Consider the following 19,320-nt stretch of genomic DNA (forward strand, 5'->3'; position numbering starts at 1 on the left):
CTAAGCAAGTAAATATTAATGTGGAGTTAATAGGATGAACTACTTAAAGGGGAAATACCTTTTTCTAAACGATGCTGTTAAATTAGAATATCTAATTCAATCCATAGAAATGTACTGCCCCCAAAAGATATTAGTATTCTCCGTAATAAATTTCTTGTTTCATAATTCCAGAGAAACTTTCCATGGCTGCTTTTTCTGTACACATAGCTTTTCTAGACATACTTTGAAATTTTCTATTAGTCTATAAGGTTTTAACCTTTTTTATGTAGTGCCATCCCAGAATGGAATGTATAGTTGTCCATTTTTACCAATTAACATAAAGTAGCGGGGGAATTTCCGTTTGCCGATATATATGACTCAGCTGGATAATAGTTTATGATTTTCACAAGCTGCTCTGCCATATAGTCGGGGTGCGGTTCAAGTCCATTTTTGATCCAATCTAATATCAATCCTAAAATGCCATTAGCATAAAAAGTTGTATAAAGGTTATTATCCAAATGAGGGTCATGAGGAGTTAATAAAGTAATATCCTTTTTGATAAATTTTGCTATGGACTGTAAAAATGATTCCTCAAATCCGGGTATTGATTGAAATTTTCTCCATAGTTTATAGAAATCCCTATTTTCCATAATGTGATCAAATACGATGATGTCTGATGGAGATAGAGAGTTTAGATGAATCATATTTTTCCTTTTGTAAGGATATTTGAACGTTTCTACGAGTGCTGTCGTTTTATCAGCTATCATTTCCTCTGCTAATTCTTCTTTAACATTGTAGTGGCGATAGAAGGTTGCACGATTATAATCAGCACGGTTCACGATGTCTGTCACTGTAATCTGATCATAACTTTTTTCCTCCATTAGTTTGATAAAAGCCTGCTTTAATTGCAATTTCGTTCTGCGTACTCGTTTATCCGAAATTTTCTCCTTGTTTATCATGTGATTTCCTCCCTTAAATCTTTCATTATTTAAACATATTAGGGAAATCTGTTGCTTATCAATACAACATGAAGTAATTTACTGATTGAATGATTTGACAAAAGGAAATTATAGTTGTAGCAAGGGAGCATATAATCGGTGTTACTTTTCTGAATTTTCCCTACATTTAATTACAGTGTACCATATTTTAAATATTTCAAGTGGGGGTTTGGGCTAATGGATAAACATTGGGATTTCAGCTTTGATGTAGTAGTCGTTGGTTCTGGAGCAGGTGGATTAACCGCAGCATTAACTGCAAAGCTACACGGTCTTTCAGCAATTGTATTAGAAAAAACAGGGCTTTTTGGTGGCTCAACATCTAAATCGGGGGGCACGGTTTGGATACCAAATAATTTCTATTTAGAAGAAGCTGGTGTAGGCGATTCGTATGAGCAAGCTAGAGCATATCTGGATGCAACTGTAGGCGATCGGGTCCCACAATATTTAAAGGATGCGTACTTGTTAAGAGGACCTGAGATGATAAAATATCTTCATGAAAATACGGAGCATGTCAGATGGGAATATACTCCTGGGTATTCAGATTATTATCCAGAGTTGCCTGGAGGAAAACCTAGTGGGCGGGCAATTGAAGCGCAGCTTTTCAATCTTCGTAAGTTAGGCAAAGATGAAAAAAATATGCGCAAATCTGGGTTACCGACAAAGGGAATGGTGCTGAAGTCAAGCGAATTTCATAAAGTAAATATGATTACGAGAACATGGATTGGGAAAAAGACATCATTGAAAGTTGGTATGCGTCTTATACGAACGAAGCTAAGTTCATATAATCCCGCTACACTAGGAGAGGCTCTCGTTGCCCGGTTATATGCTTCGCTTAAGGAAGCAGGTGGAGAGGTTTGGTTATCTACTCCATTTCATGATCTTGTATTTGAAAATAATCGTGTTACTGGCATTATTGCCGAACAAAATGGTAGAAAAATAAATATTGAAGCACGGCATGGCGTCGTTTTTGCCTCAGGTGGATTTTCACACAATCAGGAGCTCCGTGAAAAGTATTTACCCCAACCATCCAATACAGAGTGGACATTATCCTCTGAAGGACAAACTGGTGATGTAATTAGCGCTAGTCGTAAATTAGGGGCAAAGTTGGATTTGATGGATAAGATGTGGGGGACACCAACATCAATCCCACCTGGTTCTCCAGCATTTATGCCTGTCGCAGAACGGGCAACCCCAGGGCTAATTATTGTAAATAGTGAAGGGGAGCGTTATTTAAATGAATCAGTTCCTTACCATGAATTTGTAGATAAAATGTACCAAAATAATCAAGGAGGAGCAACAACGATTCCTTCTTGGATGATTTTTGATCAAACGGTGAAAAAACGTTATCTAGTTTTTGGTATTATGCCAGGACAATCCTTCCCAAAGACATGGTTTGAAACAGGCTATACGAAAAAGGCAGAAACACTAGAAAATTTAGCGAAAAAAATTGGTGTGCCACCAAAGAAATTAGCAGCAACTATTGCGCGCTTTAATAAATTCGCTAAAGATGGACATGATCAAGATTTTCAACGCGGCGTAAGTGCTTATGATCGTTACTATGGTGACCCAACATTAAAAAATCCTAATTTAGCACCATTGGAAAAACCACCTTTCTTTGCGATTCCCATTTACCCTGGGGATATTGGAACAAAAGGTGGGCTAGTCACGGATAATTTTGCAAGAGTCCTTCATGAAAATGGACAGCAAATACAGGGGTTATATGCTACTGGAAATTGTGCTGCTGCTGTGATGGGAGAAACCTATCCAGGACCTGGTGCAACAATAGGACCGGCGATGGTGTTCGGTTATATTGCCGCAAGTGAGATGGCAGCTGTTGCAGCAAGACCAATAGAAGCATAGAAACTTCACTTAGTTTAGCGTTTCCGAAATGAACTAGTTTTTATAAAGTAATGGGTATTTATATTTATTTTTGAAGTATCTCTTTGCAGGGATACTTTTTTTGCTTAAGGGAAATTTTTGAAGTGAGGTAAATAAATTCTCCAATTCTAATTTGACAGATCGATATCGTGATTAAAGTGAAAGTTTCTTTATAACACAAAGCCAAATATTTATAATTAAATTGGAAAGTCAATACTAATGGAAAAAGAAATAGTTTATAGAATCGTTATGGAGGCAGAAGAAAATGAAAAGAGTTTATTTAGCGAGTCCGTTTTTCAATGATGTTGAGATTGGATATTTGGAAAAGGTTGAGGAGATTTTAGAGAAAAAAGGTTTGAAAGTATTTTCTCCAATGAGAAAGGCAAAAGATGAGGACGTGGAGATTGGTTCACGTCAATGGTCAATTGAAACGTTCATGGATGATATAAAACATATTAAATGGGCAGAAATTATTGTGGGTATCTATCATGGCAACTATTCCGATAGTGGAACAGCCTGGGAACTTGGTTATGCATATGCTACTGACAAGCCTGTTATTTTAGTTCACGTTGGTGAAAATAGTAATTTAATGGTGCATGAGGGTTCACACGCAAATATCACCTTGGCGGAGCTTGAAGACTATGACTTTGACCATTTACCTAGCTCTTTTTATATGGGTGAAATGCTTTAATAATATATAAATACGCTTATAATTGTTTCGGCAAAGGAAGGTAAGCTTCCTAAAGATAAATTAAATTCTAATCTTGGAATCCAATTATTAAGCCCCATCATCTCGACCGATTCTTTTACTTAACGGTTTGGTGCATCGCACAGGTAAGTATCCAGAATGAATTCCTCTATTCATTTATAAGGATATGAAATATAACTGTGATTACCCAACTTGGAAGTAGTGGCACCTCGATCTAAAATAGCAAATGTTGCTCTTGTATAGTTATTTATAGTATCAAATACATATTTTAATCCTATATTCGAATTTTGTTTACTAGATATAACAAAAAATCACAGCGTTAATAGACTATCCTATATTTATTTTAGGATGGTTCCTTTATTGAGTTCTAACTTTTAATAATATATACCTATTAAAACCAGGTGTAAGTTTAAATTTATGAAGATGAAAAAGAGGACTAAACAAATGAATATTAATTTACAACAAATCAAAACACGAATATAATATATACTAATTACATTTGTATATACAAATGAAGTAGAATTAGCTTTTAGAACATCTATTAAAAAAGTAGAAAGTAGCTAGTAGAAAAATTTTTAGAGCAAATTAGAATGATGAAGGTGAAAATTCAGATGGATAGGATGGGTTGCAATGAAGTCACCAAGTTCTGAATATTTGTTAAGTAACTGCCTTTATTTTACCGCTTCTCGGTTCGCAAGGCAGATGGAAAAACTGGCTGATGAAGCATTTTCATCAATGGATATACCCCCTTCTTATGCTTATTTAATCATTACCATCAATGATTATCCAGGAATTTCACAAAAAGAATTATGTAAAAAGCTTACGATTGCTCCTTCAACAAGTACAAGATTCATTGATAAACTTGTAAAGAAAAAATTTGTGGAGCGAAGGCCAGATGGTAAACATATTATGATTTATTTAACAGAAGAGGGAGCATCTTTATGTAACAAAATATATGAGAGTTTAAATAATATTTATTTACGACACTCAGAAATTTTGGAAAAGAATCATAGCGAGCAGTTGATTCACTTGCTTCATGAAGCAAGTGAATTGATGGAAAAAAATAATAGATAAGGAGATTAAGACATGGGATTAATGACGAATCAAGTTGCTTTAGTTACAGGTGCAGGAACAGGATTAGGCCGAGCAACAGCCATTCAATTGGCGGCTGAAGGTGCAAAAGTAATACTAACAGGAAGGCGTAAGGAAAAATTAGATGAAGTAGCGCTTATTATTGAACAAGCAGGTGGCCAATCATTTGTATTCCCAGTGGATGTAACTAATTCAGAAGCAGTTAATAGGCTACGTGACAAACTGATCGCACATATAGGACAAATTGACGTGTTAATCAATAATGTTGGTGGTACTGGAGAATACAGTACGGTACATGACATGACGTTTTCGTTATGGGATCATACGATTCGTCACAACCTTTATAGCTCTTTCTTAGTAACTAATGCATTTCTCCCAATCATGCGAAAACAGAAATATGGTCGAATTGTATCGATTACCTCAGCGATGGCCAGCTTTGAGTACGAAGGGTTAGGAGCATATTCCGCTGCTAAAGCAGGTTTAGAAGGATTAATGCGCACTGTCGCATTAGAAGAAAAAAATCATGGTATATTAGTAAACATGTTTGATCCAGGAAATTTAAAAACGGAGCAAAACCCATATGGAGAAGGTGATCCAGCGATGGTTGTTGCTGGAATTGTTAAGTTGGCAACCTTACCAGCCGACGGAATGAATGGACAGGTTATTAGAGCGAACCAATAAAGCACGTAGAACACATGATTACTAGAGTTCTTCAAAAAAATCGCAGAGCAATAATTGCTATAAGTTCAAAGTGGACACTGAGTATGTAATTGAGGAATAACATAAGAAAAAGAATGTTTTTTTCTCAAATACAAAACTAGTGTCCTCTAAACAAAACGATTACTAACTATTAATGATTCCTATTCACCTCAGAATCAAGCAGGATTTCTTTCGGCAACTTATAGGTAGCTTTTTGGATTCTTTTCGGTATAAAATTGATGTCTTCAGAAGAATAAACCATGATGCGTACGGTTCCCCCATAGACCTTCGAGCGAATTAACACAGGTTGATTATACTTATTGGTAAACCGAAAATCGGGACCGTACCAGCTAACTGTGGCATCTCGTCCAGAAGGCACGTAAGGCACTCGTTTGCTATGAGAGTAACGCTCGGTAATCGTAATCCCCGCATTATCCACCGCATTATATAAAGTGGACGAAATCTGACAAATTCCACCACCAATGTCCTCAGATAATTCTCCTTTCACAATTACAGGGGCGCGCATATAGCCTTTCTCCTTTGTTCTCTTACCAACTACTTTGTTAAACGAAAAGGTTTCCCCCGGAAAAACCACTTGATTATTTATAGCCTCACTAGCAAGCTTAATATTCATTGAACGCTCTTTATTTCCTGAGTTAAAAAAAGTAGTATAATGACCAATCTGTTTCACCCGAATGAGTGAAAGTAATTCACTATCAACATTAGGATAAACTATTTGTTTTGGAGCAATGATGTTAGCAGGGCCTTGATTAAAATAATATGTATAAAATTGCTTTGTAAAAGAATCGTGATCTAATTTATAGCCAACCTTTTCAGGCACAATATTACCGGTGTCATCGAGAGTGGCGTTAACAGGTGGTTGATAAACCGCTTTTTCAAGGAGTTGAATAAATTTCTCATAGTTATTCTCAATTACAAAAGGAATATCGATGAAAGGATTAGAAAAATAAGCTCGATTGACATTGGCAATGGTTTCGCCATTATGAGATACAGTAAAATTATCTGAAAGAATATTTTGGCTTCCAACTAACATTAAAATGGATAATCCAATCCATTTCATAAATGATCACCTCCCAAAATAGTATAGGTAAGAAAGAATATTTTTATGTGAGTAAGAATAGGGAAAATAGCTTGAAAGGTAGTTCTTTATACCTTTTCTAAATAAAAGGTGTTTTATCTTGTGGGACTTTTAGTATAATTTTATGTAAATGGAATAAAGTCTATTATTTTCCAAAAAAGATGGGGATAAACGGGGGAGGAGCTCGATTAATGTATTGCTCAAATTGTGGGGAGAGTTTAGAAAAAGAAGATTTATTTTGTAGTGGTTGTGGCAAAAGAGTGGAACAGCAGGAAGTGGATCAATCAGAAATAGAGATTGCCTCAGCAGTCACTATGGAAGATGGACAAGAAGAGAAGAAGCATCTAAATGAAAACGTAGAAAAGGCAAAGAAAGCAGCTAAAAATTACTGGGGATTTTTATTAGAAAATATAAAATCTCCTTTTGAAAGAGGAATTAATCAAAAACCAAATGATTTCCTTTTCGGCTATTTTAATATTTTCTTTCTATCACTATTTTTTAGATTAGGTACGTATTTTGAAATGAAGTCTATCACTGGTGGTTTTAGTCTTTTAGGTAATAATATTCATTTCTTTAAAACATTTTTTTCAGTGTTTTTATATGGAATTATTACTTCATTAGTGGTTGTAGCGGTGCTATTTGGAATTCAAAAATTATTATTTAAAGTAAGCATTTCGTTTAATCACATACTAGGTCGTTTTGGTACGTTAATTACGATACCTACCGTTTTATCAGTACTTTTCTTTATTGCTGCCTTACCAGGATTATTAAAAATAATTAGTATTATTATCAGTTTAATTTTGATTAGCCTTCAAATTGCTATTATTATTACATTTCTTTCTTACCGAAAACAATCTAAAGTAAAATTCGATCCTATTTATGGGCTGCTTATCGCCTATGTGATCATGGGGATCTTTGTTGCTTTAACATCTGATGTTTTTACTAAGAATTTTTTTAGTGGCCTGTTTAATATTTTTTAAGCAAACGGACCCGATGTTCATTGGGTCTCAGAATGTCGACAATTAGTTTGTCGGCATTTTTTTATTTTTGAACGATAAGGTCGCCTTCTTGCCTTTCCCGTAGGAGTCGAGCGAACGCTTCTCCGAACCAATCAAGTATCTGCTATTTCTTTCGTATTATCATAAATCTTCGTTTAATACCGGAAGACTAATTATTAAACCTGTTGTTTCATATAAAATGGTTTTTATTTATTTTTTTGTCCATTATGTACACTAATTCATCTAGCAGTGGTAAAGGATTGGTCCCATCACCAGCTTTACCCTGGCTCTTATTATTTTGTTTCTTCTCTATTGGGTAAGGGAAAGGCTTTTTTCTATGTTTCTCGTAATCCGTTTTTATCTATTCATCTAATGGGGCTTGATTGCTTCATGTTTCTACACCTACCATTTACTTTTTGAAATGTCATTAGCCATAACAAGCGATGATCCATATTAGGTACATACTTTACAAAAAGCTTTAATATAGGGAGATTTTTGACTTTTAAAAAATTTCTGTTGTAAACACTAATTTCCTGTGCTACTATAATGACATAAGTTTATGCAATCGTTTGCATCAACCTTGGAATAATAATAAACTAAAATTCTTTATTTTTTCTTATATTTTGTAAGCGGTTTAATCTTAATCTATGATTCTTGCAAAAATAAGGTAGATTTATAAGTGGATAACAATGCAAGCGGTTTCCTGGGTATGCAAGCATTACATGAATAGTAGTTAAACAAAAAAGATGGGGGTATAAATCATGAAAGTAAGAAAATTCTTACCTGCTATACTGGCTCTAATTCTTTTAGTCAGTATAGGATTAGTTGGATGCTCATCATCAAACGATGATTCAAAAGAGGGAAAAGGATCATCTAAAGGTGATGTAGTTGTTGATATTTTTCAGTTTAAAGTTGAGTTTAAAGATCAATTTAAAAAACTAGCAGAAAAATATGAGAAAGAGAATAAAGGCGTAAAAATCAATATTACGACAGTCGGTGGTGGTGAGGATTATGGTGCAGCACTTAAGTCTAAATTCGCATCAGGAAACGAGCCGACAATTTACAATGTAGGTGGTCCTCAAGACGTTAAGGATTGGGAAGCAAAATTAGCAGATTTATCAGATACAAAAGCAGCATCACTTGCACTTGACGGAACACTTGAAGGGGTTAAAAAAGGAGATGAAATCCTAGGTTTACCTTATAACCAAGAAGGATATGGTTTCATTTATAATACAAAAGTTTTTAAAAAAGCAGGAATTGATCCGAAAGAAATTACTTCATTCTCAGCTTTAGAAAACGCTGTAAAAACATTAGATAAGAAGAAAAAAGATTTAGGACTTGATGCGGTTTTTGCATTACCTGGTAAGGAAACATGGGTAACAGGTTTACATTTGTCAAATACATTTTTAGCACCAGAATTTAATGGAAATGTTATGGATGCTTATAATGCTAAAAAAGTTGATTTTAAATATGCCGATGCATTTAAGCATGTTCTTGATTTAGAAAACAAATATTCTGTACAACCAACTGTAAGTTTAGACTACTCTCAACAAGTTGAAGAATTATTCTCAACTGGTAAAGTAGCCATGATTCAACAAGGAAACTGGGTATATGGTTCAATTGATGGGATTGATCCGGAATTAGCGGAAAATAGTATTGGGTTATTACCAATTCCTGTTGAAGGATATAAAGAAGATGCCATTCCTGTTGGCGTACCAATGTATTGGGCAGTAAATAAAAATAAAAATGATAAAGAAATTACTGAGGCGAAAAAATTCTTAGACTGGTTATATACATCTGATGCGGGGAAAGAAGCCGTTATTAATGATTTCAAATTTATTCCTGCATATGATGGCTTCGATGCAAGTAAAATCTCAGATCCTTTAGCAAAAGCTGTTTATAATTATGCAAAGGATGGCAAAACCATTGCATGGGTATTTATGGGATATCCAACAGGCTGGGGACAAGAGCAATTAGGTATCAACATCCAGAAATATATAAGCGGTAAAATGAGTTGGGCGGATTTAGTGAATGAATCTAAAAAGTCTTGGGAAGCTGCTAGGTAATAACTGAGACTTTAGAAAAGAGAAAACAAGGCAACCCTTTCGTTGCTTTGTTTTCTATATTTTAATCTAAAGGTCTGGGTGCCAAATACAACTCATCATACTGCGTGGCTATCAGGAAGGTCACGCAGTATGATGACTTACGAATGAGGCACTTTTCTAACTTGGAGGAATGGTCATGAAAAAAGGTAATTTATGGTACTGGCTATTTTTGGCGCCAACACTAATTGCATTAGCTCTTGTTGTCATTTTGCCATTAATTTTCGGAGTATATTACTCATTTACTAATTGGAATGGAATTGACAATTTAAAGTTTATTGGTTTAGAGAATTATATGAATCTATTTAAAGATAAGGAGTTTTTAGATTCACTTTGGTTCACTATTAAATTTACTGTTGTATCCGTATTTTTAATTAATTTTTTTGGACTTTCATTGGCACTCATTGTGACTCAAAAAATGAAAACAAGCAATTTATTAAGAACCATTTTCTTTATGCCAAATTTAATTGGTGGACTTATTCTTGGGTTTATTTGGCAATTTATTTTTATTAAGGTTTTCTCTGGTGTTGGTGATTTATTAGGTATTGAAGCCTTAAAAGGATGGCTTTCTACACCAGAAACTGGTTTTTGGGCACTGGCAATACTAATGAGCTGGCAAATGTCGGGTTATATTATGGTTATTTATATTTCATATTTAGAGAGTGTTCCTAAGGAATTATTAGAGGCAGCTGAAATTGATGGAGCAAATAGCTTCCAACGATTTATTCATGTAACATTCCCACTTGTTGCTCCAGCATTTACAGTTAGTTTATTTTTAACTTTATCAAATTCATTTAAACTATATGATCAAAACCTTTCACTTACAGGCGGAGGCCCGTTCCATTCAACACAAATGGTTGCAATGGAAATATATAAAACAGCATTTACTGAAAATGCAATGGCTTATGCACAATCAAAGGCAGTCATATTCTTTATTATTGTAGCGGCAATATCACTTACACAGGTATACATCAATAAGAGACGGGAGGTTGAAATGTGATGGGCAGAAACAAGAAAAAAACATATTTTATAGGAATTCTAGGCATCATTTTAGCCCTTCTTTGGATCTCACCATTTTATTTGATGGTTGTAAACTCCTTTAAAGAAAAAAGAGAAATATTCACGGATACGCTAGGGCTTCCTGATAAGTTTACCTTTGATAATTATATCGAGGCATTTAAACAATTGGATTTCTTAAAAACTTTATTTAATTCAGTGTTAATTACTGTAGTAGCCGTTATTGTTATTGTAGTCTTTTCTTCTATGGCTGCGTATGCGTTATCAAGACGAAAAAGTAAAATGACTGGTTTCATCTTTTTCCTATTTGTCGCTGCGATGTTAATCCCATTTCAATCCGTCATGATTCCGCTCATTTCTGTATTTGGAAAGATGGAGCTGCTTAATCGATTTGGAATTATTTTAATGTATTTAGGATTTGGTTCAAGTTTATCGATCTTTTTGTATCATGGAACATTAACTGGTATTTCCAAATCCCTTGATGAAGCGGCCACCATTGATGGAGCCAATCGTTTTCAAGTATTTTGGTATATCATCTTTCCGATGCTTAAACCAATTACTGTGACAGTTGCGATACTAAATATTATTTGGATTTGGAATGACTATTTATTGCCTTCACTAGTTATTAATAAAGAAGGAATGGAAACGATCCCATTAAAAATGTTCTTCTTCTTTGGGGAATATACGAAACAATGGCACTTAGCATTAGCCGGTTTAACAATAGCCATTATCCCAGTGATTATTGTTTATTTCTTCTTACAAAAACAAATTATTAAAGGAGTATCAGAAGGCTCAGTGAAATAAATTTTCGCAAAAATTCTAACTATTGGTAGATAATCCGTTTACAATAGATTTATGTAAACATTTGATTAACGGGGGATATGAAAATGGCAGTTACAATAAAAGATGTAGCGAAGGTCGCTCGTGTGTCACCTTCAACCGTTTCGAGGGTTATAGCAGATAACCCAAGAATTAGTGAAGAAACTAAAAAACGTGTCAGAGAAGCGATGATAGAACTTGGCTATCATCCAAATTTTCAAGCAAGGAGCTTAGCTGTAAAAAGTACTCAAAGTATTGGTATCATTATGCCTAACTCTGCTACAAAGGTATTGGAAAATCCATTCTTTCCAGAAGTTTTACGTGGGATCAGCCAGGTGGCAAGAGAGGATCGCTATGGCATTTATTTATCTACAGGTGCCAATCAAGAGGAAATCTTCGAGGAAGTTGTACAAATGGTTCAAGGTAGACGAGTTGATGGAATTATTCTTTTATACTCGAAAACGAATGACACGGTCATGAACTATTTATTAGAGGAGGATTTTCCCTTCACTGTCATTGGACGGCCATATAATAATGCAGAAAGAATTACACATGTCGATAATGATAATATATATGCAACCAAACAAGTAACGAAATATTTAATTGATAAAGGGCATAAAAGGATTACATTTATTGGTTTAAATCCAGAGGTAGTCTTTACAATTGATCGTATGGAAGGGTACAAACAGGCACTACAAGAAGCGGGAATTCCATTTGACGAACAATTAGTAGTTCAGGAAAGTAGCTTAAAAGAAGGTGGCGTGGAGGCAGCAAAAGAATTTCTACTAGCAAATGAGCCACCGACAGCACTTGTTGTTACAGATGACTTTGTTGCCATTGAATTAATGAGCTATGCGGAAAGTTTAAATATACGGGTACCCGAAGATATTTCAATCATAAGTTTCAATAATATCATGTTAACTAATCATATGAGACCACCATTAACATCTGTTGACATCGATATCTTTCAATTAGGACTTGAAGCAGCGAGCTGCTTAATTGAAAAAATTAAGAATCCAACTATTTTACCGAAGAGATTGACCATTCCTGCGACGATGATTGAAAGAAAATCATGTGCTATCCTGAAATAATTCAGGATATAGAATTCCTCTAAAGGTTGTGAATAAAGTGACAAAAAAGGCATGGTGGAAAGAAAGCGTTGTCTATCAAATTTACCCAAGAAGTTTTAATGATTCAAATGGTGATGGGATTGGTGATTTAAAAGGGATAATGGAGAAACTCGATTATCTTAAAGCATTGGGGGTAGATGTCATTTGGTTATCCCCAGTATATCAATCACCAAATGATGATAATGGCTACGATATTAGTGATTATCAATCGATTATGGACGAGTTCGGAACAATGCAAGACTTTGAGGAACTTCTTCAAGAAATTCATAAGCATGATATGAAGCTAATGATGGATTTAGTCGTTAATCATACATCTGATGAGCATGAATGGTTTAGATTGGCAAAGCAATCAAAAGACAGTCCATATCGAGATTATTATTATTGGAAGCCAGGAAAGAATGGAGAGGAACCAAATAATTGGGAGTCTGTATTTAGTGGATCTGCATGGGAATATGATGAAGACTCAAATGAATATTACCTGCATATTTTTAGCAAAAAACAGCCTGACTTAAATTGGGAGAATCCGAAGGTTCGCTCCGAGGTATTTGATACGATGAAGTTTTGGCTGGAAAAAGGAATTGATGGCTTCCGTATGGATGTTATTAATTTTATTTCAAAGGTTCCAAGTCTTCCAGATGCTCCTGCATTAGAGGGGAAAAAATATGCATCTGGAGCCGATTTCTATATGAATGGTCCGAAAATACATGAATATCTACAGGAAATGAATCAACAAGTTCTATCTAAATATGATCTTATTACTGTTGGAGAAATGCCTGGTATCAATGTAGAGCAAGCAAAACTTTATACAGGTGAAGGCAGAAATGAATTGAACATGGTTTTTCAGTTTGAACATGTAGATTTAGATTCTGGACCGACTGGAAAATGGGATCTTAAAGAGCTTCAATTAAGTGATTTAAAAGCATCCTTCACAAAGTGGCAAAAAGGGCTTGAACAGGTTGGGTGGAATAGTCTCTATTTAAATAATCATGACCAACCACGAATGGTTTCAAGATTCGGAAATGATGATGAATATTGGTTGGAATCTGCCAAAATGCTTGCCACTTTTCTCCATTTTCTACAGGGTACACCATATATTTATCAAGGGGAAGAATTAGGCATGACGAATGTCCGTTTTCCAACCATTGATGATTATAAAGATATTGAAACATTAAATATGTATAATGAAAAAATTAGTGAAGATAAAGAGAATCTATCGCAAATCATGAATTCGATCTATGTAAAAGGTCGAGATAATGCAAGAACTCCAATGCAATGGACTAGTGGTCCTAATGCAGGTTTTACGAGCGGTACACCGTGGATAAAGGTAAATCCAAATTATCAGGAAATTAATGCAGAGCAACAATTAGTTGATGATCATTCCATTTTTCAGTATTACAAAAAATTAATTCAGCTTCGAAAACAACATGAAATTGTTGTATACGGCACATATGATTTAATTCTTCCAGAACATAGTGAGATCTATGCCTTTACAAGAACATTGGGGGATGAAAAACTCATAATCATATTAAATTTTTCTGATGGACAACCTGAATTTGAATGGCCACAAGAATTAGAGTATGAGAAAAAAGAATTATTAATTAGTAATTATTCAATTGATCAGGAAGATGAACAAGAGGCTTTTAAATTGTTACCTTATGAAGCAAGAGTGTATAAATTAACATGATAATAATTGCTTTCGTGAACAACAGATGATCGAAGAAAAGTGAGGAAAACTGATGAAGCAAACATGGTGGAAAGAGGCAGTTGCCTATCAAATCTACCCAAGAAGTTTTATGGATTCCAATGGGGATGGAATCGGGGATTTAAATGGAATTATTACAAAGTTGGACTATTTACAGGAGCTTGGAATTGATGTGATTTGGATCTGTCCTATGTATAAATCCCCTAATGATGATAACGGATATGATATCAGTGATTATCAAGATATAATGGATGAGTTTGGAACGATGTCTGATTTTGATGAACTGTTAAAAGAGGTTCATAATAGAGGGATGAAATTAATTATCGACCTGGTTATTAATCATACTAGTGACGAACATCCATGGTTTATTGAATCCCGAAGTTCCTTACATAGCTCGAAAAGAGATTGGTATATTTGGCGTGACGGAAAGGAAGATAGGGAACCAAATAATTGGGAGAGTATTTTTGGGGGCTCTGCATGGGAATATGATGAAAAGACAGAACAATATTATTTGCACATTTTTTCAAAGAAACAACCAGATTTAAACTGGGAAAACGATGAGGTACGGCATGCTCTTTATAAGATGATGACTTGGTGGTTGGACAAAGGAATTGATGGTTTCCGTGTTGATGCCATCAGTCATATAAAAAAAGAGGCAGGTCTTCATGATATGCCTAATCCTCAAGGATTACCTTATGTTCCATCTTTTGACAATCATATGAATGTTGATGGAATTCAGCCTTTTCTTGAAGAATTAAAAAGGGAAACATTCTCAAAATATGATATTATGACCGTCGGTGAGGCCAATGGTGTTGGGATTGATGAAGCGGAATTATGGGTAGGCGAAGATAAAGGGAAATTTAATATGGTTTTTCAATTTGAACATCTAGGGTTATGGGATGCCGAAAGTCAGAATGCAATTGATATTATTGAATTGAAAAAAATTTTAAGCAGATGGCAGAAGGGTCTGGAAAATAAAGGATGGAACGCACTATTTATTGAAAACCATGATAAGCCACGTGTTGTTTCGACTTGGGGGAATGATAAAGAATATTGGCGTGAAAGTGCTACAGCTTTAGCAACAATGTATTTTTTTATGCAAGGTACCCCATTTATTTATCAAGGTCAAGAAATAGGAATGACCAATGTGAAATATCAATCGATTGATGAGTACGATGATGTGGCAACGAAGAATTTATATAAGTTAAGAATGGAAGCAGATATCCCTCATGAACAAATAATGAAGGTAATCTGGGCATCAAGTCGTGATAATTCTCGTACTCCGATGCAATGGTCTGAGGATATCCATGCTGGCTTTACTACAGGAACCCCTTGGATGGGGATCAATCCGAACTATCAAGAAATAAATGTAGCAAGACAACAAAATGATTTAGACTCTATTTATCATTTTTATAAGCAGATGATTCGTTTAAGGAAAACGAATAAAGTATTTACTTATGGAATATATGATCTCATTTTGGATGAGGATCCACAAATTTATGCATATACTCGGACTCTTGGAGATGAGAAAGTGATTGTCATAACGAATTTAACAGATCGACCAGCAGAGTATTCGTATAATGAAGCATCATTAAAATATAATCATTTACTCTTGAATAATTATAAATTACCGGAACATAAGGATATCCAACACTTTATGCTGAAACCTTATGAGGCAAGAGTTTACAAAATATAAATATTAAAGAAACTGATCTTTTCTTACAAGGAAGGGTCAGTTTTTTTATGAAGAAAGTACATTTAAAACTAAATTGGTTCTGTGCTGCCTAACTCAAGCATTGAGCGATCAAACAAATCTCTTACAGATTATAGAAGGAACTTTATAGGTTTAGAAGAATAATAAACTATAAATAAAAAATTTGAAATGTGCGTATGATTCGTTTAAGTTTATCCGTCTTATATACAGATTAAAAAGTTGAGGTGATAAATTTTATGATAAAGACGGATTTACAATTAATTGGGGAAGATTCTAAAGACATTTGGGCTAGATTTTGGGAGGTTATCGAACCATTTCGTCATCAATTATGGCATTATTGTTTAAAACTTACAGGGTCTCCATGGGATGCGGAGGATTTATTACAGGATACGATATTAAAATCATTTGCTGCACTTTCAGCCTTATCTCATAGAGAACAGCCTCTAAAAACAAAATCATATATATTTAGAATTGCTACCAATCACTGGTTAGATCAATGTAGAAGACAAAAAGTTCTGTTAGATGAAACGGTGGATGACAAAATAATTGAAACGGATGCTATCGATCATTTGGAAATTAATGAGGCACTAGAATCACTTATTCATCATCTACCTCCAAAACAAGCGGTTGTCTTTATCTTAATGGAATCGTTTTGCTTTACAGCTAAGGAAGTGGCTGAATTGATAGTGACTACTGAAGGTGCAGTCCATGCGATTCTTTATCGTGCACGAAAGAAATTAAAAGAATTGACTAAGAAGAAACATAGTCAACAAGATCTGAAATCCCCCATTCATCTAAATAAATTAGCCATTAAAGAGTTTATCGAACGCTATAATAATCAAGATTTTAAAGGATTAGCAGAATTGTTAATCGATGAATCAACGTTTAGTTTTGTGTCTATGACAAGTACAGAATATGGCAAAGAAACCATTACAAAGTATTCTTTAAATCCGAATAAAGCTAATTCATTTACAAACATTATTGCGCATTGCTACTCATTATGGGGCCTTACTGCAATTGTTTTTATTGAAAAGACAGAAGAAGGAGAAAGATTATATGATCTTAACACGATTGAGTGGGAAAATGGGAAAATTACGAGATGGAAGTGTTATTATTTTTGCAGAGAATTGATGGCCCATGCTGCAAAAGAACTAAATCTATCATTAGCACCTATTGAAAATTTCTAAATAGACGTAAGTAACTAAAGAACAAGAATATATGTAAATTTACTATCTTAGGTGGGAGTTATGTCCAAAGCAAATAATTTACTTGCAATCTTATGGTTATTAAAATCGCGAAAACGATTAACCGGGAAAGAATTTGCTGAAATTCTAGATATGAATATTCGTACGATTGATCGATGCCTTATGTACAAGCGGAGTAGCTATTATTGCAGAAATCAGGTCATAATGGTGGGAAATTATTGTGGCATGACTAAACCATTATACTGACCGTATTTGTCAGTAAAGTTCATGTATGATGAGAGCAAAATATGAAAGGAGAAATACTTTTGAGTGAATCAGAAAAGATGATGAATAATTGGCTGAGGCATCGTAATATAACTGAGCAATTAGTAGATATTCCAATGAAAGATGAGGATTTAACTTTTAAGCCTTGGGAAGGGGCGATGACTTTAGGAGAGCTCTTTCTACATATTGTATATTGGAATGATACATTTGTTTCATTAGTAAAAAATAAGGAATTTATACCTCCGAATATTCCAGTGTGCACAAATGTTGATGAATTAAGAAGAATCGTTAAGAAAGTCACTAGGATTACAAAGGAAAAGTATAGGTTAATTACGGATTTAGATATCTCTAGTTCACTACAAATGGGAAACTTTGCAGGGTCGGGGAGCACCTTTCTTACAATAATGTATGATCATGAAATTCATCATAAAGGACAGCTATTTGTTTATTTACGATTATTGGGAAAAGAGAAATTGCCATTCTTTAGGGACTATAAATAAATAGTGAAAAGGGGACAAATTTATGAAACATCCTTCTATAAAAAAGTATGAGTACCATAATTGGGCGAATGATAAATTGTTTAAACGATTAAAAGAACTACCTGATGAGGTATATGATACGGAGCTTAAAAGTGTATTTCCATCCATTTCAGCTACTTTGCTTCATATGTATTTAACGGATGTTGTTTAGTTAAATACGATGCAAGGTGTTTCTTTTGAAGAAACAAAGACAAAGGTAGGGATGAAAGCTTCTGAATTAAAAGCTGTTAGTATGAAAGAAATGGAAACGGAGTTTGTTAAGTTAAGAGCGGAGTACGATCAATTCTTCAGCCAATTAGAAAATCTTGACCATCTTTCTCAATATGAACACCCTGTTTATGGAATATTAAATGCGACTTACGTGGAACTAATTGAAGTCGGGACAAAATAAGTTAACATAAATCTTTTTACAATCATTGATAAAATCTAATCTTAAATATATCACAAATAGAGAATGAAGGGGGTTGTCTAAAATAGTCTGTCATCTATTCGACAACCCGAATTTGTATCAATAGAAATTTACTGTACATCAAAATTCCTTCCATAAAAGATTTCATCCATTTCCTTTTTTAATCTTTGAGTAATTTCATCTTGTTCCTTCTCCGTAAGTATATCTTTTTTATATCCAAATAAATAATCATTCAAATCAAATTGTTTCAATTTACATTTTGTATGAAAAATATGTTCTGGATACACATTTACATCAATCATATCGTAAAGGTTCTTCACATTATCTGGTATATAATTTTGGATGGAACGGATGTCATGATCAATAAATAATTTATGCCCTTTTTTGTCTCGAGTAAACCCCCTAACCCTATAATCGATGGTCATAATATCCGTATCAAAGGAATGAATTAGATGATTTAGGGCTTTAAGAGGGGATATTTCACCACATGTGGATACATCAATATCTGCGCGAAACGTACTAATTCCTTCATCGGGATGATATTCGGGATATGTATGAACTGTAATATGACTTTTATCTAATTGTAGGACAACAGATCCTGGTAATGGCCCAGGAGATTCACTAAAGGATTCTGTTGGAACTTCCACAACAGGACCTTCTGAAACTAATAATGTAACGCTAGCTCCTTGGGGAACATAATCTTGTTTAGCTGTATTTAATACATGGGCACCAATAATATCGGCAACAGTATTTAGGATCTTTGTTAATCGATCAGCATTATATTGTTCATCAATGTACTCTATATAGGCCTCACGCTCTTCTTTTGTTTTAGTGAAACATATATCATACATATTAAAGCTTAAGGATTTAGTTAAATTATTAAAGCCATGAAGTTCGATCCGCTGTTCTGGTGTAAGCTTCATCTAGATCTCCCCTTTATTTTAAAGTTGTTTCACATTTTTATTAT

Annotated in this window: 19 protein-coding genes; 16 read left to right on the forward strand and 3 right to left on the reverse strand. The window is 34.4% G+C overall.

Annotated elements, in window-relative coordinates; genetic code table 11:
- Positions 1-311 precede the first annotated feature (311 nt).
- Entirely contained in the window at positions 312-938 is a 627-nt protein-coding gene (locus tag NST63_RS06655; RefSeq protein WP_341041642.1) for a TetR/AcrR family transcriptional regulator, read from the reverse strand.
- A gap of 216 nt (positions 939-1,154) precedes the next feature.
- Here NST63_RS06655 and NST63_RS06660 point away from each other — a divergent pair, with 216 nt between their 5' ends.
- From NST63_RS06660 to NST63_RS06675, 4 genes are all read left to right on the forward strand, one after another.
- Positions 1,155-2,837 carry an FAD-dependent oxidoreductase gene (locus NST63_RS06660; protein WP_341041643.1) on the forward strand — a complete coding sequence of 561 codons (1,683 nt, stop codon included), beginning with the start codon at positions 1,155-1,157 and terminating at the stop codon, positions 2,835-2,837.
- Positions 2,838-3,120: 283 nt separating this feature from the next.
- A complete protein-coding gene (locus NST63_RS06665; RefSeq protein ID WP_212944531.1) occupies positions 3,121-3,546 on the forward strand; it encodes a nucleoside 2-deoxyribosyltransferase in 426 nt (141 codons plus the stop codon).
- A 648-nt stretch (positions 3,547-4,194) separates the two neighbouring features.
- The gene (locus tag NST63_RS06670) at positions 4,195-4,638 is read left to right on the forward strand and encodes a MarR family winged helix-turn-helix transcriptional regulator (protein WP_251338279.1); all 444 of its coding nucleotides are present in this window, start codon (positions 4,195-4,197) and stop codon (positions 4,636-4,638) included.
- Between the two features lie 12 nt (positions 4,639-4,650).
- Positions 4,651-5,337 carry an SDR family NAD(P)-dependent oxidoreductase gene (locus NST63_RS06675; protein WP_341041645.1) on the forward strand — a complete coding sequence of 229 codons (687 nt, stop codon included), beginning with the start codon at positions 4,651-4,653 and terminating at the stop codon, positions 5,335-5,337.
- Between the two features lie 169 nt (positions 5,338-5,506).
- Here NST63_RS06675 and NST63_RS06680 read toward each other — a convergent pair whose 3' ends face one another.
- Entirely contained in the window at positions 5,507-6,436 is a 930-nt protein-coding gene (locus tag NST63_RS06680; RefSeq protein WP_341041646.1) for a VanW family protein, read from the reverse strand.
- 209 nt (positions 6,437-6,645) lie between these two features.
- Here NST63_RS06680 and NST63_RS06685 point away from each other — a divergent pair, with 209 nt between their 5' ends.
- The 12 genes from NST63_RS06685 to NST63_RS06740 all read left to right on the forward strand — a co-directional run bounded on the left by NST63_RS06685 (position 6,646) and on the right by NST63_RS06740 (position 18,335).
- Entirely contained in the window at positions 6,646-7,434 is a 789-nt protein-coding gene (locus tag NST63_RS06685) for a zinc ribbon domain-containing protein (protein ID WP_341041647.1), read from the forward strand.
- Positions 7,435-8,213: 779 nt separating this feature from the next.
- Positions 8,214-9,518 (forward strand): ABC transporter substrate-binding protein, encoded by a 1,305-nt coding sequence (locus NST63_RS06690; RefSeq protein ID WP_212944527.1) that lies wholly within the window; start codon positions 8,214-8,216, stop codon positions 9,516-9,518.
- Positions 9,519-9,693: 175 nt separating this feature from the next.
- Entirely contained in the window at positions 9,694-10,554 is an 861-nt protein-coding gene (locus tag NST63_RS06695) for a carbohydrate ABC transporter permease (protein ID WP_058002840.1), read from the forward strand.
- Positions 10,554-11,375, forward strand: a complete 822-nt coding sequence (locus NST63_RS06700) for a carbohydrate ABC transporter permease (RefSeq protein ID WP_058002839.1) — start codon at positions 10,554-10,556, stop codon at positions 11,373-11,375. The genes NST63_RS06695 and NST63_RS06700 overlap by 1 nt, the downstream gene beginning before the upstream one ends.
- Positions 11,376-11,458: 83 nt before the next feature.
- Positions 11,459-12,481 carry a LacI family DNA-binding transcriptional regulator gene (locus tag NST63_RS06705; protein WP_212944526.1) on the forward strand — a complete coding sequence of 341 codons (1,023 nt, stop codon included), beginning with the start codon at positions 11,459-11,461 and terminating at the stop codon, positions 12,479-12,481.
- Positions 12,482-12,518: 37 nt separating this feature from the next.
- A complete protein-coding gene (locus tag NST63_RS06710) occupies positions 12,519-14,204 on the forward strand; it encodes a glycoside hydrolase family 13 protein (protein WP_341041649.1) in 1,686 nt (561 codons plus the stop codon).
- Positions 14,205-14,256: 52 nt separating this feature from the next.
- A complete protein-coding gene (locus tag NST63_RS06715) occupies positions 14,257-15,918 on the forward strand; it encodes a glycoside hydrolase family 13 protein (protein WP_341041650.1) in 1,662 nt (553 codons plus the stop codon).
- 254 nt (positions 15,919-16,172) lie between these two features.
- Positions 16,173-17,123 (forward strand): RNA polymerase sigma factor, encoded by a 951-nt coding sequence (locus NST63_RS06720; protein WP_341041651.1) that lies wholly within the window; start codon positions 16,173-16,175, stop codon positions 17,121-17,123.
- A 60-nt stretch (positions 17,124-17,183) separates the two neighbouring features.
- Entirely contained in the window at positions 17,184-17,387 is a 204-nt protein-coding gene (locus NST63_RS06725; RefSeq protein ID WP_341041653.1) for an HTH domain-containing protein, read from the forward strand.
- A 59-nt stretch (positions 17,388-17,446) separates the two neighbouring features.
- A complete protein-coding gene (locus NST63_RS06730; RefSeq protein ID WP_212944522.1) occupies positions 17,447-17,905 on the forward strand; it encodes a DinB family protein in 459 nt (152 codons plus the stop codon).
- Between the two features lie 22 nt (positions 17,906-17,927).
- On the forward strand, positions 17,928-18,095 hold the full coding sequence (locus NST63_RS06735; protein ID WP_212944521.1) for a DinB family protein: 168 nt from the start codon (positions 17,928-17,930) through the stop codon (positions 18,093-18,095).
- Positions 18,096-18,104: 9 nt separating this feature from the next.
- Positions 18,105-18,335 carry a hypothetical protein gene (locus NST63_RS06740; RefSeq protein WP_212944520.1) on the forward strand — a complete coding sequence of 77 codons (231 nt, stop codon included), beginning with the start codon at positions 18,105-18,107 and terminating at the stop codon, positions 18,333-18,335.
- A 128-nt stretch (positions 18,336-18,463) separates the two neighbouring features.
- On the opposite strand, the gene speD is transcribed toward NST63_RS06740, so the two are convergent.
- Positions 18,464-19,276, reverse strand: a complete 813-nt coding sequence (speD, locus tag NST63_RS06745) for an adenosylmethionine decarboxylase (RefSeq protein WP_212944519.1) — start codon at positions 19,274-19,276, stop codon at positions 18,464-18,466.
- Positions 19,277-19,320: the final 44 nt, after the last annotated feature.

The sequence above is a fragment of the Heyndrickxia sp. FSL W8-0496 genome (genome assembly GCF_038007825.1).
In the GTDB taxonomy this organism is placed as follows: domain Bacteria; phylum Bacillota; class Bacilli; order Bacillales; family Bacillaceae_C; genus Heyndrickxia; species Heyndrickxia oleronia.

Bases quoted from the DNA above. Each gene is read 5' to 3' on its own strand.
- NST63_RS06655 (WP_341041642.1), bottom strand. From the start codon at position 938: ATGATAAACAAGGAGAAAATTTCGGATAAACGAGTACGCAGAACGAAA.
- NST63_RS06660 (WP_341041643.1), top strand. From the start codon at position 1,155: ATGGATAAACATTGGGATTTCAGCTTTGATGTAGTAGTCGTTGGTTCT.
- NST63_RS06665 (WP_212944531.1), top strand. From the start codon at position 3,121: ATGAAAAGAGTTTATTTAGCGAGTCCGTTTTTCAATGATGTTGAGATT.
- NST63_RS06670 (WP_251338279.1), top strand. From the start codon at position 4,195: ATGAAGTCACCAAGTTCTGAATATTTGTTAAGTAACTGCCTTTATTTT.
- NST63_RS06675 (WP_341041645.1), top strand. From the start codon at position 4,651: ATGGGATTAATGACGAATCAAGTTGCTTTAGTTACAGGTGCAGGAACA.
- NST63_RS06680 (WP_341041646.1), bottom strand. From the start codon at position 6,436: ATGAAATGGATTGGATTATCCATTTTAATGTTAGTTGGAAGCCAAAAT.
- NST63_RS06685 (WP_341041647.1), top strand. From the start codon at position 6,646: ATGTATTGCTCAAATTGTGGGGAGAGTTTAGAAAAAGAAGATTTATTT.
- NST63_RS06690 (WP_212944527.1), top strand. From the start codon at position 8,214: ATGAAAGTAAGAAAATTCTTACCTGCTATACTGGCTCTAATTCTTTTA.
- NST63_RS06695 (WP_058002840.1), top strand. From the start codon at position 9,694: ATGAAAAAAGGTAATTTATGGTACTGGCTATTTTTGGCGCCAACACTA.
- NST63_RS06700 (WP_058002839.1), top strand. From the start codon at position 10,554: ATGGGCAGAAACAAGAAAAAAACATATTTTATAGGAATTCTAGGCATC.
- NST63_RS06705 (WP_212944526.1), top strand. From the start codon at position 11,459: ATGGCAGTTACAATAAAAGATGTAGCGAAGGTCGCTCGTGTGTCACCT.
- NST63_RS06715 (WP_341041650.1), top strand. From the start codon at position 14,257: ATGAAGCAAACATGGTGGAAAGAGGCAGTTGCCTATCAAATCTACCCA.
- NST63_RS06720 (WP_341041651.1), top strand. From the start codon at position 16,173: ATGATAAAGACGGATTTACAATTAATTGGGGAAGATTCTAAAGACATT.
- NST63_RS06725 (WP_341041653.1), top strand. From the start codon at position 17,184: ATGTCCAAAGCAAATAATTTACTTGCAATCTTATGGTTATTAAAATCG.
- NST63_RS06735 (WP_212944521.1), top strand. From the start codon at position 17,928: ATGAAACATCCTTCTATAAAAAAGTATGAGTACCATAATTGGGCGAAT.
- NST63_RS06740 (WP_212944520.1), top strand. From the start codon at position 18,105: ATGCAAGGTGTTTCTTTTGAAGAAACAAAGACAAAGGTAGGGATGAAA.
- speD (WP_212944519.1), bottom strand. From the start codon at position 19,276: ATGAAGCTTACACCAGAACAGCGGATCGAACTTCATGGCTTTAATAAT.